At 69.9% G+C, this 13,574-nt stretch carries 11 protein-coding genes; 6 read left to right on the top strand and 5 right to left on the bottom strand.

What is annotated here, in order from left to right; translation table 11 throughout:
• Positions 1–526: 526 nt before the first annotated feature.
• Positions 527–1,675, top strand: a complete 1,149-nt coding sequence (locus tag D456_RS0107525) for a S1 family peptidase (protein WP_017575556.1) — start codon at positions 527–529, stop codon at positions 1,673–1,675.
• A 432-nt stretch (positions 1,676–2,107) separates the two neighbouring features.
• Positions 2,108–3,259, top strand: coding sequence for a S1 family peptidase (locus D456_RS0107520; RefSeq protein ID WP_017575555.1), 1,152 nt, complete (start codon positions 2,108–2,110; stop codon positions 3,257–3,259).
• A gap of 92 nt (positions 3,260–3,351) precedes the next feature.
• Here the strand turns inward: D456_RS0107520 and dop are convergent, their stop codons facing one another.
• From dop to D456_RS0107505, 3 genes are all read right to left on the bottom strand, one after another.
• Complete coding sequence (gene dop, locus D456_RS0107515) at positions 3,352–4,869, bottom strand: depupylase/deamidase Dop (protein WP_017575554.1); 1,518 nt, start codon at positions 4,867–4,869, stop codon at positions 3,352–3,354.
• A 160-nt stretch (positions 4,870–5,029) separates the two neighbouring features.
• The gene (gene arc, locus D456_RS0107510) at positions 5,030–6,799 is read right to left on the bottom strand and encodes a proteasome ATPase (RefSeq protein ID WP_193373816.1); all 1,770 of its coding nucleotides are present in this window, start codon (positions 6,797–6,799) and stop codon (positions 5,030–5,032) included.
• A 391-nt stretch (positions 6,800–7,190) separates the two neighbouring features.
• Positions 7,191–8,150 (bottom strand): tRNA (adenine-N1)-methyltransferase, encoded by a 960-nt coding sequence (locus D456_RS0107505; RefSeq protein ID WP_017575552.1) that lies wholly within the window; start codon positions 8,148–8,150, stop codon positions 7,191–7,193.
• Positions 8,151–8,358: 208 nt separating this feature from the next.
• Here D456_RS0107505 and ppgK point away from each other — a divergent pair, with 208 nt between their 5' ends.
• Entirely contained in the window at positions 8,359–9,108 is a 750-nt protein-coding gene (gene ppgK / locus D456_RS0107500) for a polyphosphate--glucose phosphotransferase (protein ID WP_017575551.1), read from the top strand.
• A gap of 24 nt (positions 9,109–9,132) precedes the next feature.
• On the opposite strand, the gene D456_RS0107495 is transcribed toward ppgK, so the two are convergent.
• Positions 9,133–9,438 carry a hypothetical protein gene (locus D456_RS0107495; RefSeq protein WP_017575550.1) on the bottom strand — a complete coding sequence of 102 codons (306 nt, stop codon included), beginning with the start codon at positions 9,436–9,438 and terminating at the stop codon, positions 9,133–9,135.
• A gap of 249 nt (positions 9,439–9,687) precedes the next feature.
• Here D456_RS0107495 and D456_RS0107485 point away from each other — a divergent pair, with 249 nt between their 5' ends.
• Positions 9,688–10,959 (top strand): helix-turn-helix domain-containing protein, encoded by a 1,272-nt coding sequence (locus D456_RS0107485; RefSeq protein ID WP_017575549.1) that lies wholly within the window; start codon positions 9,688–9,690, stop codon positions 10,957–10,959.
• Between the two features lie 27 nt (positions 10,960–10,986).
• A complete protein-coding gene (locus D456_RS0107480) occupies positions 10,987–11,460 on the top strand; it encodes a hypothetical protein (RefSeq protein ID WP_017575548.1) in 474 nt (157 codons plus the stop codon).
• A gap of 17 nt (positions 11,461–11,477) precedes the next feature.
• Here D456_RS0107480 and D456_RS0107475 read toward each other — a convergent pair whose 3' ends face one another.
• The gene (locus tag D456_RS0107475) at positions 11,478–12,611 is read right to left on the bottom strand and encodes a site-2 protease family protein (protein ID WP_193373815.1); all 1,134 of its coding nucleotides are present in this window, start codon (positions 12,609–12,611) and stop codon (positions 11,478–11,480) included.
• 151 nt (positions 12,612–12,762) lie between these two features.
• On the opposite strand from D456_RS0107475, the gene D456_RS0107470 reads away from it, so the two are divergent.
• Positions 12,763–13,566 (top strand): RecB family exonuclease, encoded by an 804-nt coding sequence (locus D456_RS0107470; RefSeq protein ID WP_017575546.1) that lies wholly within the window; start codon positions 12,763–12,765, stop codon positions 13,564–13,566.
• Positions 13,567–13,574 lie beyond the last annotated feature (8 nt).

The raw sequence follows: 13,574 nt of genomic DNA, 5'->3' as shown, positions 1-13,574 counted from the left end.
ACACCGGAGCGGGGTACCGGAGCTCCTGCGTGCGGCGCCCTCTCTGCCGTGCGCGTCCGGGCGTGTCCGCGCGCGGGAGGTAGGGCGCCAGGGTGCGGGGCCGGTCCCGGGCCTCCGGGATACTGGCGAGTACCCCGGGGCTGACCTCGCGGGTTACGTGTACGTGTCGGACCGGTCACGGAAAACGCCTGAAGCATGTGGCCGCATCCGGCCACAGCTTTCCCTTGACTCTCACTCATGTAACTGGATCACTTCCACGCACCCACGGAAAGTAGGAGGTCAGAAAAGTCCGGACTTTTCCTTACAAAATGTCAGTCATGGGATGAGTGGATCTTTAGCAAGAGCTTGAACGTTCATCCGTGATCACGGGCTTTCGCGGCGCAAAATGCACACTTATGGTGTGGGCTCGTTTACCGATCGTCTCGGTGAACACCCCGAAGCCCCGCCCCCGGGGCTTCTTCGGGAACGGCCCTCCCCCGGTCGGCCGTCCCGAGAACCGTTCACATCCCCGAGGAGAGTAGGGATCATGCGACCCTCCCCCATCATCTCCGCGATCGGCACCGGCGCCCTTGCGCTGGGTATGTCGATCGCCGTCGCCCCCGGCGCGGGTGCGGCCACGCTCCCCTCCGAGCCGTCCACCGACGACGTGGCCGCCACCATGCAGGAGGCACTGGAACGCGACTTCGGCCTCACCCCGTTCGGGGCCGAGGAGCTTCTGGACGCCCAGGCCGAGGCCTCCGAGATCGACGCCGAGGCCGCTGAGGCCGCAGGCGACCACTACGGTGGTTCCTTCTTCGACACCGAGTCCCTCGAGCTGACCGTCAACGTCACCGACGCGCAGGCGGCCGAGCAGGTCGAGGCCGCCGGTGCCCGGGCCGAAGTCGTCCGGAACGGCCACGAGGCCCTCCTCGGTGTCGTCGACGATCTCGACGGGACCGGCGGTGAGGACGGCGTCGTGAGCTGGTACCCCGACGTCGCCGACGACACCGTCGTGATCCGGGCCAACGACGCCGAGGCCGCACAGAGCCTCATCGAGAGCGCGGACGTCGACCCCTCGGCCGTGGAGGTCGAGCAGACCGAGGAGAGCCCCCGGCTCTACGCCGACATCGTCGGTGGCGACGCCTTCACCATGGGCGGTGGACGCTGCTCCATCGGTTTCGCAGCCACCGACAGCTCCGGCAACGACGGTTTCGTGACGGCCGGCCACTGCGGCACGGTCGGCACCTCCGCCACGAGCGAGGACGGCAGCGGATCCGGCGTGTTCGAGGAGTCCGTCTTCCCGGGCAACGACGCTGCTTTTGTCTCCTCCACCTCCAACTGGGGCGTGACCAACCTGGTCAACACCTACGACGGCGGCGACCAGACCGTCAGCGGTTCCGAGGAGGCCCCGATCGGTTCGGCCGTGTGCCGTTCCGGCTCCACCACCGGTTGGGAGTGCGGCAGCATCGAGGCCCGCGGCGAGTCCGTGAGCTACCCGCAGGGCACGGTCGAGGACCTGACCCGCACCGACGCCTGCGCCGAGCCCGGTGACTCCGGCGGTTCCTTCATCGCCGGCGACCAGGCCCAGGGCATGACCTCCGGCGGTTCCGGTGACTGCACCAGCGGCGGCACCACCTACTACCAGGAGATCAACCCGGCCCTGGACACCTGGGGCCTGAACCTGGTCACCAGCTGAGCGGTTCCGGCCTCGGCACCGTTCTCCGGTCCGGGTTCGTTCACCTCGCCCCCGTCCGCGTACTGCGCGGGCGGGGGTTCTTCGTGGTCGGAACCGTGCCGGATGTCCGCATCCGGCCATGCTGCTCCCCTTGCGTGGGAGCCGTCAGCGCGTTGGGTGAGCGTTCGGCATCAGAACAGTGAGGTGATGAGATCTCCGATCACCGAGCGCAATGGAAAGTTATTCACGTTCCGAAGCATGGACACCGGCACTGAATAACCCATGGGAAAACAGGTCTTCTCCTGCTCGAAGTGTCGACCTATAGTCGGTGATCGTTTACCGAATGTATCGGTGAACTTCGGGAGCGGACACCGTCCGCCCCGGACGCAGGCCGTTCCCTCACGGGCACGGCCCGCGAATCCCCCGCTCATCCCCCATTTGGAGACAGGGCACATGCGAGCCTCCCCCATCATCTCCGCGATCGGCACCGGCGCCCTCGCCCTCGGCATGTCCGTGGCGGCAGCACCGACCGCCGGCGCCGCACCCGCACCCCAGAACCCCACCGAACCGGCCGAGGCCACCACCATGGCCGAGGCCCTCGAGCGCGATCTCGGCCTGAACGAGGCCGAGGCCACCGATCTCATCGATGCGCAGGAGAGCGCCCTGGACGTGGACGCCGAGGCCACCGAGGCCGCGGGCGAACACTACGGCGGTTCGCTCTTCGACACCGAAACCCACGACCTGACCGTGCTGGTCACCGACTCGGCCGCCGTGCCCGGCGTCGAAGCCGCCGGTGCCGAGGCCGCCGTGGTCGAGCACGGTGTCGAGGGGCTGGACGACCTCATCTCCGACCTCGACAGCGCCGGCGCCCAGGAGGGTGTCGTGGGCTGGTACCCCGAGGTCGAGAACGACACCGTGGTGATCGAGACCCTGGAGGGGGCGGACGCCGACGTCGACGCCCTGCTCTCCTCCGCCGGGGTCGACCCCGCGGACGTGCGGGTCGAGACCACCGACGAGGCGCCCGAGGTCTACGCCAACATCGTCGGCGGCGACGCCTACACCATCGGCGGGAGCAGCCGCTGCTCGGTCGGCTTCCCCGCTTCGGACTCCTACGGACAGCCCGGCTTCGTCACCGCCGGACACTGCGGTACCACCGGTTCCTCGGTCAGTATCGGCAACGGCAGCGGCGTCTTCTCCCAGTCGGTCTTCCCCGGCAACGACGCCGCCTTCGTGCGGGGCACGTCCAACTTCTCCCTGACCAACCTGGTGAACCGGTACAACTCCGGCAGCGACGTGGCCGTCTCCGGCTCCACCCAGGCCCCCATCGGTTCGCAGGTGTGCCGCTCCGGTTCCACCACCGGTTGGCACTGCGGCACCATCCAGGCCCGCGGCCAGACCGTGAGCTACCCGCAGGGCACCGTCCGCGACCTGACCCGCACGAGCGTGTGCGCCGAGCCCGGTGACTCCGGCGGTTCCTTCATCTCCGGCAGCCAGGCCCAGGGCGTGACCTCCGGCGGTTCCGGCAACTGCAGCTGGGGCGGCACCACCTACTACCAGGAGGTCAACCCCATGCTGAACTCCTGGAACCTGAACCTGAGCACCTGATCCCCCTGAGGTGACCGGGGTCCCCCGCCGGTCACGCCGAGCGCCCCCGCCCACTGCCCTCACGGCAGGGACGGGGGCGCTCCTCGTCCGTCTCAGCCGCGGCCGGTGAGCACCGACACCAGTTCGTCGGCGGTCTCGCAGGCGTCCAGCAGATCGCCCACGTACTCCTTCGTGCCGCGCAGCGGTTCCAGGGTCGGCACCCGCTGCAGGGAGTCGTGCCCGGGCAGGTCGAATATGACCGAGTCCCAGGAAGCGGCCGCCACCGAGTCGGCGTACTTGGCCAGGCAGCGGCCGCGGAAGTAGGCGCGGGTGTCCTCGGGCGGCTCGGTGATGGCCCGGGTCACCTCGCTCTCGTCGAGCAGGCGCTGCATCCGGCCCCGGTGGGCGAGGCGGTTGTAGATGCCCTTGTCCGCCCGCACGTCGGAGTACTGCAGGTCGACCAGTTGCAACCGCGGGTGGGACCACTCCATCCCGTCCCGGCTGCGATAGCCTTCCAGGACCTTGAGCTTGGCGACCCAGTCCAGCTCCTCGGCCAGCTCCATGGGGTCGTTGCCCAGGACCGTCAGCATCCGTTCCCACTGGTCGAGCACATCGGCGGTGTCTGCGTCCACGTCGCTGCCGTAGCGATCCTCCACGTACTTGCGCGCCTGCTCGAGGTACTCGCCCTGCAGCTCCAGCGCGGTCATGCGCCGACCGTCACGCAGCCGGACCCGGTGGGTGAGCCCGGGGTCGTGCGAGATCCGGTGCAGTTCCCGGACGGAGGAGTCCAGGGTCAGGTCCCAGGAGAGGAACCCGTCCTCGATCATCGACAGCACCAGCGCCGTGGTGCCGAGTTTGAGGTAGGTGGAGGTCTCGCTCATGTTGGCGTCGCCGATGATCACGTGCAGGCGCCGGTAGCGGTCGGGGTCGGCGTGGGGTTCGTCCCGGGTGTTGATGATGGGACGCTTCAGGGTGGTCTCCAACCCGACCTCGACCTCGAAGAAGTCCGCGCGCTGGGACAGTTGGAACCCGGGCTCCTGCCCGTCCGCGCCCAGACCCACCTTGCCCGCCCCGCAGACGACCTGCCGGGAGACGAAGAACGGGATCAGGTGGCGCACGATGTCGCCGAAGGGGGTGGCCCGGTCCATGAGGTAGTTCTCGTGGCAACCGTAGGAGGCACCCTTGTTGTCGGTGTTGTTCTTGTACAACTGGATGGGGTCGATACCCGGTGTCGCTGCGGCCCTGGCGGCCGCGTCGGCCATGACGCGCTCACCCGCCTTGTCCCAGAGCAGGGCATCGCGCGGGTTGGTCACCTCGGGCGCCGAGTACTCGGGGTGGGCGTGGTCGACGTAGAGCCGGGCCCCGTTGGTGAGGATGACGTTGGCCAGCCCCAGGTCCTCGTCGGTGAGCTGGGTGGGGTCGGCCACCTCGCGCGCCAGGTCGAACCCGCGCGCGTCGCGCAGCGGGTTCTCCTCCTCGAAGTCCCAGCGGGCACGCCGCGCCCGGGCGGCCGAGGCAGCCAGGTAGGCGTTGACCACCTGCGTCGAGGTGACCATCGCGTTGGCCCCGGGATTTCCTGGTACGGAAACGCCGTACTCGGTCTCGATACCCATGATCCGCCGCACACTCATGCTGAGAGGCTATCCATCCGGAGCCGTTCTTGAACGCTTCGTCGGTAATTGTGGCCCAAGTGCCGCCTTCCCGGGCGTTTTGCCACCGGAGGCCACTGCGGTCGCACGCGGAGGGCCGACCGCGGTGCGGCCGGCCCTCCCGGGCGTGGTGGAACCGTTCCTACAGGTACTGGCCGGTGTTGGCGACGGTGTCGATGGACCGGCCGGAGTCGGCGCCCTTCTTGCCGGAGACCAGGGTGCGGATGTAGACGATCCGCTCGCCCTTCTTGCCGGAGATGCGCGCCCAGTCGTCCGGGTTGGTGGTGTTGGGCAGGTCCTCGTTCTCGCTGAACTCGTCGACGCAGGCCTGGAGCAGGTGGGAGACCCGCAGCCCCTTGGACTGGTTGTCGATGTAGTCCTTGATGGCCATCTTCTTGGCCCGGTCGACGATGTTCTCGATCATCGCGCCGGAGTTGAAGTCCTTGAAGTAGAGGACCTCCTTGTCACCGTCCGCGTAGGTGACCTCCAGGAAGCGGTTCTCCTCGTCCTCGGTGTACATGCGCTCGACGACCCGCTGGATCATCGCGTCGACGGTGGCCCGGCGCGACCCGCCGTGCTCGGCCAGGTCCTCGTCGTGCAGCGGCAGTTCGTCGGTGATGTACTTGGCGAAGATGTCGCCCGCGGCCTCGGCGTCGGGGCGCTCGATCTTGATCTTGACGTCGAGCCGGCCCGGGCGCAGGATCGCTGGGTCGATCATGTCCTCACGGTTGGAGGCACCGATGACGATGACGTTCTCCAGGCCCTCCACACCGTCGATCTCACTGAGGAGCTGCGGGACGATGGTGTTCTCCACGTCGGAGGAGACGCCGGAACCGCGGGTACGGAAGATGGAGTCCATCTCGTCGAAGAAGACGATGACGGGGGTGCCCTCGCCCGCCTTCTCCCGGGCACGCTGGAAGACCAGGCGGATGTGGCGTTCGGTCTCACCGACGTACTTGTTGAGCAGCTCCGGTCCCTTGATGTTGAGGAAGAAGCTCTTGCCGACGTCGTGGCCGGTGCGCTCGGAGACCTGCTTGGCCAGGGAGTTGGCCACCGCCTTGGCGATGAGGGTCTTCCCGCAACCCGGGGGGCCGTAGAGCAGCACGCCCTTGGGCGGGCGCAGCTGGTGCTCGTAGAAGAGGTTCTTGTGCAGGTAGGGCAGTTCGACCGCGTCGCGGATCATCTCGATCTGCCCGCCGAGACCACCGATGTCGGTGTAGGCGATGTCGGGGACCTCTTCGAGGATGAGTTCCTCGACCTCGGACTTGGGGATGCGCTCGTAGGCGTAACCGGAACGCGTCTCCAGCAGCAGGGAGTCGCCGGCCCGCAGGGGTTCCTCGCGCAGGGGCTCTGCGAGGCGGACGATGCGTTCGTCGTCGTGGTTGGAGATGACCAGCGCACGCTCGCCGTCCTCGAGGAGCTCCTTGAGCATGACGACGTCGCCGACGGTCTCGAAGGACTCGGCCTCCACCACGTTGAAGGCCTCGTTCAGCATGACCTCCTGGCCGGGACGCAGGGACTCCACGTCGACCGAGGGACTGACGCTGACCCGCATCTTGCGGCCGTTGGTGAAGATCTCGACGGTCTCGTCCTCGCGGGAACCGAGGTAGACACCGAAACCCGACGGGGGCTGGGCGAGGCGGTCGACCTCCTCTTTGAGAGCGACGATCTGTTCACGCGCCTCCTTGAGCGTGGAGACGAGCCGCTCGTTCTGGCTGTTGGCCGCCGCGAGGTCGGTCTGTGCCTCCCGCAGCCGTTCCTCCAGCAGGCGTACATGTCGGGGGGAATCGGCGAGCTTACGCCGAAGCACGCTGAGTTCTTTTTCCATGTAGGAGACCTGGGCCGTGAGTTCGGCGACTTCACGGTCCTGGTCGCTCTGGCGCTCGTCGTCGCGCTCGGCCACGTCCGCCACCTCCCTATGAGAAGGACGACTACTCGGGAGCCTACCTACCCCTGCCCCTTTCCTAACCTCCCAGGCCCGGGGAGTGTCGTAGCACTCATTTTCAGGCCTTGCGTCGGCGCAGGTCAGACTGGTAGTCGATCACCCGACGTCATGAGAACGTAACCTCGGCGCCTGTTCACGGGCACCACCGGGTCAAGCCCGGACGCTCCTCTTCTCACGTCGGAACCCCGCACCGGGGCGGGAACACGAACGGCCCCGGGCGTGCGGCAAACACGTCGGGGCCGTTGCGGAAGCGGCGCAGGGAGCCTGCGGGAGGGAAGTGGCCGAAGAACGCAGCAGCGCCACGGGCGGGGTGGCAGTATGCGGACGCCCCCACCACCGGCCGTCAACGGCCACGGGCTCAGGTTCGGTCGGCGCCGTTCCCGGTCCCCTCCTCCTCGGGCGCTGCGGGCCCGGGTGCAGCGGTCTGCTCGGTCCCGCGCTCAGCGGCCCTGGCCTTCTCGTAGTCCTTGCCGTAGGCGCCCTTGGCCGGACGGCGGCGGCGGTCGGGGGCCTGCGCACCGTCGGCCAGGCGGCGGGCCACCACGAGGAAGCCGGTGTGGCCGATCATGCGGTGGTCCGGGCGCACCGCGAGGCCCTCCACGTGCCAGGTGCGCAGCATCGTCTCCCACGAGCGCGGCTCGTAGAAACGCTCGTCCTCGCGCAGGTCCTCCACGACGCGGGAGAGCTGGGTCGTGGTGGCCACGTAGCAGCAGACCAGGCCGCCGGGGCGCAGGGCGCGGGCAACGGCGTCGAGGTTCTCCCAGGGGGCGAGCATGTCCAGGAAGACCCGGTCGACATCGGTGTCCTGCAGGGATTCGCCCAGCTCACCCACGGTCAGTTTCCAGGCCGGGTGCGGGCCCCCGTGGAAACGTTCCACGTTCTTGCGGGCGATCTCGGCGAAGTCGGCCCGACGCTCGTAGGAGGAGACCGTGCCGTTCTCGCCGACCGCACGCAACAGCCAGTTGGACATCGCCCCCGAACCGGCACCGGCCTCCACCACGTGCGCGCCGGGGAAGATGTCGGCCTCGACCAGCACCTGCGCCGCGTCCTTGGGGTAGACGATGGTCGCTCCGCGTTTCATGGACAGGGTGTAGTCGATGAGCAACGGCCGCAGTGCCACGTAAGCGGTACCGGTGTTGGACTGCACGACGCTGCCCTCGGGATCGCCGATGAGGTCGTCATGGGCGATACGGCCCTTGTGCGAGTGGAAGGCGCCACCCTCGCGCAGGGTGATGGTGTGCATCCGGCCCTTCGGGTCGGTCAACTGCACGGTGTCGCCGTCGGTGAAGGGCCCGCGGCGGCCATGGATACCGGTCAACGTCGCTCTCGTCTTCCCGCGTCGGGTGTGGTCAAGGGCAGTCGCCCAGAGTATCGGCACACCGGTACCGCACCGACCACACCGGCGGCAGCGGCACACGTCCGGGCCGCTCCGGGTGTGCGGGAAACACCGCGGCGGGGCAGGATCGTGGCCGGCGGGCGGCGCGGGCGCCGCACAGTACACCAGGACCACAGGAGACGACGGACCCATGTCAGAACGCAGGCCCCTGTTGGGTGTCGACATCGGCGGCAGCGGGATCAAGGGAGCTCCGGTGGACCCGGACACGGGCGAGTTCCTCGCCGAGCAGGCCGAGTACGCCACCCCGGAGCACTCCACCCCCGAGGCGGTGGCCGAGGTGGTCCGCGAGATCGCGGGGTGTTTTCCCGGGACGGCGGGCGGGCCCGCGGGGATCACCTTCCCCGGTGTGGTGCAGAACGGGGTGGTGCGCACCGCCGCCAACGTGGACCGCTCATGGGTGGGCGCCGACGCAGCGCTCCTGTTCTCCCGGGTCCTGGACCGGCCGGTGCGTGTTCTCAACGACGCCGACGCGGCCGCCCTGGCCGAGGTGCACCACGGTGCCGCACGCACCGCGTCCGGGGTCGTGCTGATGACGACGCTGGGCACGGGCATCGGTACCGCGTTGGTCATGGACGGGCACCTGGTCCCCAACACCGAGTTCGGCCATCTGGAGATCGACGGCCACGACGCCGAGACACGGGCCTCCTCCTGGGCGAGGAACCGGGACGGGCTGAGCTACCGCGGCTGGGCCACCGAGCGCCTCCAGCGCTACTACCGGGTGGTGGAGGACCTGCTGTGGCCGGACCTGATCGTGGTCGGCGGTGGGGTCAGCCGCCAGGCCCCGGAGTTCCTGCCGTACCTGGAGCTGCGCACCCCCGTGGTGGCCGCCGAGTTGCGCAACACCTCCGGGATCATCGGCGCCGTGCTCGCGGCCGGATGACCGGTGCGAGGCAGAGGCCCCGGCTCAGACGGCACCGTCCGGGGCCGGGACGCCCGCGATCCTCCCGGCGACGTGTGAGGTGCGGTGCGCCGGTGCCAACGGGATCCCCGACGGTGCCGGGGGGACACCGTCCTGGATCGGTCGGCGGATCCACCACCACAGATCACCCCGGTGGGGCCGCAGCAGGGCGCTGCTGCGGCCGGAGGGGGCCCCGGTGACCAGGACCAGACCGCGCTCCCGGTCCTCGGTGGCCTCCACACCGCGAGAGCGCAGTTCAACGGCGAGCCCGCGCAGGGCGTGGCCGGCCGGGTCCGAGATCTGGGCGCTCACGGAGACCTCCCGCGGTGATCGGTCCGGTCGCAGCCGGACGGGGTGCTGTCATCGCGGCCGGGGCACCGAACGACACCGGCCTCACCACTGATCCTCTCGCACAGTGAGCACCCGAACACCCGGCTATGCGGATCACGCATCGGGATTTATTTTCTGCAGACAGCCACCGGGGCCGCCCGGAATCCCTAACCTAAGCTCATGCCCCAACCAGACAGCGTTCTTCCGACGGACCTGTGGTCACGTCCCTCCATGGCGGCCGCTCTGGCCACCTGCGACATGGCCGTGGTCATCGAGGGTGTGCGCACGGCACGCGGGTGGTCCCAGGGCGACCTCGCCCGGGCCGCCGGTTACTCCCAGAGCTGGGTCTCACGTGTGATCAACGGGCGGCAGTCACTGACCGCCGAGCAGATCCAGGACGTGGCCGAACGCCTGGGGGTTCCGTTGCACCTGCTGCGTTTCGGCGGCGTTCCCTCGAGGGAGGGCCCGACCGTCCTCGGTCCGGGCGGGACGAAGGGGGTGGGTCTCACGAGACGCCGTGATTTCGGCCGGGCCGTGGCCGCGGGTGCGTTCCTGACGGTCGGCGGGCCGGCGGGGGCCGGGGAACAGGGCTCCGTGGACGAGTCGACCGCGCCGGCCTTGCGCACCATCACCAGCGGGCAACGGCGGATGGACGCCTCGTCCTCCGCCCGGCACCTGCTGCCCGGTGCTGCTGCGCACGTGCATCTGTCCGAGCAAATGCTCGCGAACGCGCACGGGACACCGTTCCGCACGGACCTGAGCGCGGCCGCGAGCGAGGCCTCCGGGTTCGCAGCGTGGCTGCACGCCGACCAGGGAGCGACCGAGGCGGCCCGCACGCACTACCGCAACGCCGTCCTCCGCGCGCGGCAGGCCCGCATACGCCTGCTGGACGTGTACATGCTCGGGTCGTTGGCGGTCTTCGAGATCGAGGTGGCCGAGGCCCCCGAGCTCGGGTTGGCGCTGGTGCACGAGGCCGAACACGTACTCGGGCGCAGTGCGCATCCGACAGCGCGTGCCTGGCTGTCGTGCACAGGTGCGTTGGCGCACGCGGGGGTGGGCGACCGGGCAGCGGCGGCACGGGCGATCCGGCGCGCGGAACAGGAGGTCGACCGTCCCGGCAACACCGATCCGCCCTGGCCGTGGGTGTTCGCCTTCGACCACACCAAGGTCGCGGGGGCCCGGGCCAAGGTGGAGGTGCGCCTGCAGCGCCCCGAGGAGGCGCGCAAGGCTTTCGCGGAGGCCCACGCCCGGCGCCCGGCCAGCGCCAAACAGTCGGCCCTGTTGCAGGTGGAGCTGGCCTCGGCGCACGTGGACGCCGGCGAGGTCGAGGAGGCCTTCCGGTTGGTGGACGAGGCGCTCTCGACCGGGCTGCGTTTCGATTCGCGCAGGCTGGTGGCCCGGGTGCACTCGTTCCGGAAGGCCTACCGGGGTCCGGGTGCGCTCTGCGTGCGTGAGTTCGACCGGCGGATGGAGGCCCTCGTAAGGGGTACCGCCGCTGGATAGGAGATCCGCAATCCCCGAGGAGGACATGTGATCCGTATCGGTGTCACCGGTCACCGGCATCTGCCCCCCGATGTCGAGGCGGCCGCGGCCGTGATGCTCCGTCAGCACCTGGCACCGCACGGGTACCGGATGGTGGGCCTCTCCTGCCTGGCCGACGGTCCCGACACCGCCTTCGCCGAGGCCGTGGTCGCCGCGGGCGCCCCTTTGGAGGTGATCGTCCCGGCCCAGGGGTACCGCGGGGCCCTTCCGCGGGAGCACCACCCCGTCTACGACCGGTTGCTCTCGCGCGCGGTACTCGTGCACGAGCTGGAGCACCGGGAGTCGACCCCGCGGGCGCACATGGACGCGGGACGGTTGTTGGTGGAGCGCTGCGACCGGTTGGTGGCGGTCTGGGACGGTGAGCCCGCGCGTGGCCCGGGCGGTACCGCGGACGTGGTCGCGCACGCGCGGGCGTTGTCGAGGCCGGTCAGTGTGCTCTGGCCCGAGGGCGCCCGCCGTTGAACGGGGGACGCGCCCGCTCAGTCGCGTCCAGCCATGGCGTCGTTGACGTCGCCGGCACGCAGAACGCCCAGGACGGCGCCTTCGGCGTCGGCCACCAGGTACTCGGACCTGGGGTGCGAGGTCAGGGCGGTGAGCAGCTCCTCGCCCTCCAGGTCCGCCCGGACCACGGAGTTCCCGCTCACGGCCCGGGCCAGGCTGGACACGGGGACCCAGGCCCGGCGCCCGGGTGTGATGGCCTCGGCGGCGGAGGGGTGCACGATCGAGACGGGGAGGTCGGCCGAGTCGACGACCACGATCGCTTCGGCGTTCTCCTGCTCGGCTCGGCGTTCGGCCTCGGCAAGGGGGGTGTCGGCCCCCACCAGTACGGAGGGCCGGGCCAGGTTCCGGGCGCGCAGGCCCGGCACCCGGGCGCGCACGCGGGCCGTGCGCAGGGCCTCGCCGGCGCCCATCCACATGAAGCCGCCCAGGACCAGGCCCCAGACCAGGGCCCACGGGCTCGGTGAGCCTCCGGCCGACCACGCCACGAGCAGCGGCAGGGCGGCCACGAACAGGGCCAGGCACCGCCCGCCCCATGCTGCGGCCACACTCCCGGTGAGGGGGCGCCCGGTCAGTTTCCACACACCGGCACGCAGCAGGCGGCCCCCGTCCAGCGGCAGCCCGGGCAGGAGGTTGAACGCCCCCACGAGCATGTTGGCCAGCCACAGTTGGAAGAGCAGTTCACCCGGGACGCTGTACGGATCGGCGAGCAGGGACAGGCCGAAGAAACCGAGCGCCAGCAGCAGGGACAGCGCCGGACCCGCGAAGGCGATCCAGAACTCGCGTCCGGGGGTGGGTGCCTCCCGTTCGATCTCGGAGACACCGCCCAGGACGTAGAGCACGATGCGCCGTACGGGGAGGCCGTAGGCACGGGCCACGACCGAGTGGGCGAGTTCGTGCACCAGGACCGAGGCGTACAGCAGGACCGCGAACACGAACGCGAGCACGTAGGAGCCGGCGCCCAGGAAGAGGCGTCCCTCCACGAGTTGGCCGTAGACCAGGGTGATGAGGGCGGCCACGACGAGCCAGGAAGCGGTCACGTGCACCGGGATGCCGAAGGGGCGGAAGAGGACCACCCCTGGCCCGCGCCGGGGCGCCGAGGACCTCGTGCTCATCGCCGCTCCCCCGCGTCGTCGGTGACCGCTCGCACTGTGTTCCCCCTGCAGCCGTGGCTCTCGGGTCCCAGGGTACGAGGCCCCCGGTGCGGCCGCGCACGGAGGACCGTACGGGTCACCCCGCTCCGGGGCGCGTCCTAGGCTGGGAAGCATGACGACCGTGCCGTTGCCGAGCGCCCTGTCTCCCTCGCGCGCCTCCGACTTCCTGCAGTGCCCGCTGCTGTTCCGGTTCCGTACCATCGACCGGCTGCCCGAGTCACCGAGCCCGGCGGCGCTGCGGGGCACGCTGGTGCACGCGTGCCTGGAGCGCCTGTACGAACTGCCGGCCGAGAGCCGGACCCCGCGCACGGCGGTGGGGCTGGTGGAGCCCCAGTGGAAGAAACTGCGCGAGTCCGATCCCGGGGTGGAGGAGCTCTTCGGGAGCGAGCAGGAGCGCGAGGAGTGGTTGGAGTCGGCGCGTACGCTGGTGGAGCGCTACTTCGAGTTGGAGAACCCGGGTGTTCTGGAGCCGCGCGAGAAGGAGATGCGGCTGCAGGTGTCCTTGCCCACGGGGTTGCGGCTGCGCGGTTACGTCGACCGGCTCGACGTGGCCCCCGGAGGGCAGATCCGGGTGGTGGACTACAAGACCGGCAAGTCGCCGCACCCCCGGTTCGAGGACAAGGCCAAGTTCCAGATCTTCTTCTACGCGGTCATGATCTGGCGTGACCTGGGTGTGGTGCCGAGCCGGCTGCAGCTGGTCTACTTGGGGGGAAAGGGCGCTGTGCGCTGGTACGACCCCACCGAGGAGGAGCTGCGCGCGGCGGAGTCGGAGATCTCCGACATCTGGGCACGCATCGAGGAGGCCGGGCGCACCGGCCAGTGGTCGCCCAAGCCCAGCAAGCTGTGCGGCTGGTGCGAGCACCAGGCCCTGTGCCCGGAGTTCGGGGGTACCCCTCCCCCGTTGCCCACGTCCTGAGGGGCCGA

The sequence above is a fragment of the Nocardiopsis kunsanensis DSM 44524 genome, from assembly GCF_000340965.1.
GTDB classification, from domain to species: domain Bacteria; phylum Actinomycetota; class Actinomycetes; order Streptosporangiales; family Streptosporangiaceae; genus Nocardiopsis; species Nocardiopsis kunsanensis.
Note: the sequence above shows the minus strand (reverse complement) of the source record. Positions and strands in the feature narration are given on the sequence as shown.

Excerpts from the sequence above, each read along its gene's own strand:
- D456_RS0107525 (WP_017575556.1), top strand. The coding sequence starts at position 527 with ATGCGACCCTCCCCCATCATCTCCGCGATCGGCACCGGCGCCCTTGCG.
- D456_RS0107520 (WP_017575555.1), top strand. The coding sequence starts at position 2,108 with ATGCGAGCCTCCCCCATCATCTCCGCGATCGGCACCGGCGCCCTCGCC.
- dop (WP_017575554.1), bottom strand. The coding sequence starts at position 4,869 with ATGAGTGTGCGGCGGATCATGGGTATCGAGACCGAGTACGGCGTTTCC.
- ppgK (WP_017575551.1), top strand. The coding sequence starts at position 8,359 with ATGTCAGAACGCAGGCCCCTGTTGGGTGTCGACATCGGCGGCAGCGGG.
- D456_RS0107485 (WP_017575549.1), top strand. The coding sequence starts at position 9,688 with ATGGCGGCCGCTCTGGCCACCTGCGACATGGCCGTGGTCATCGAGGGT.
- D456_RS0107475 (WP_193373815.1), bottom strand. The coding sequence starts at position 12,611 with ATGAGCACGAGGTCCTCGGCGCCCCGGCGCGGGCCAGGGGTGGTCCTC.
- D456_RS0107470 (WP_017575546.1), top strand. The coding sequence starts at position 12,763 with ATGACGACCGTGCCGTTGCCGAGCGCCCTGTCTCCCTCGCGCGCCTCC.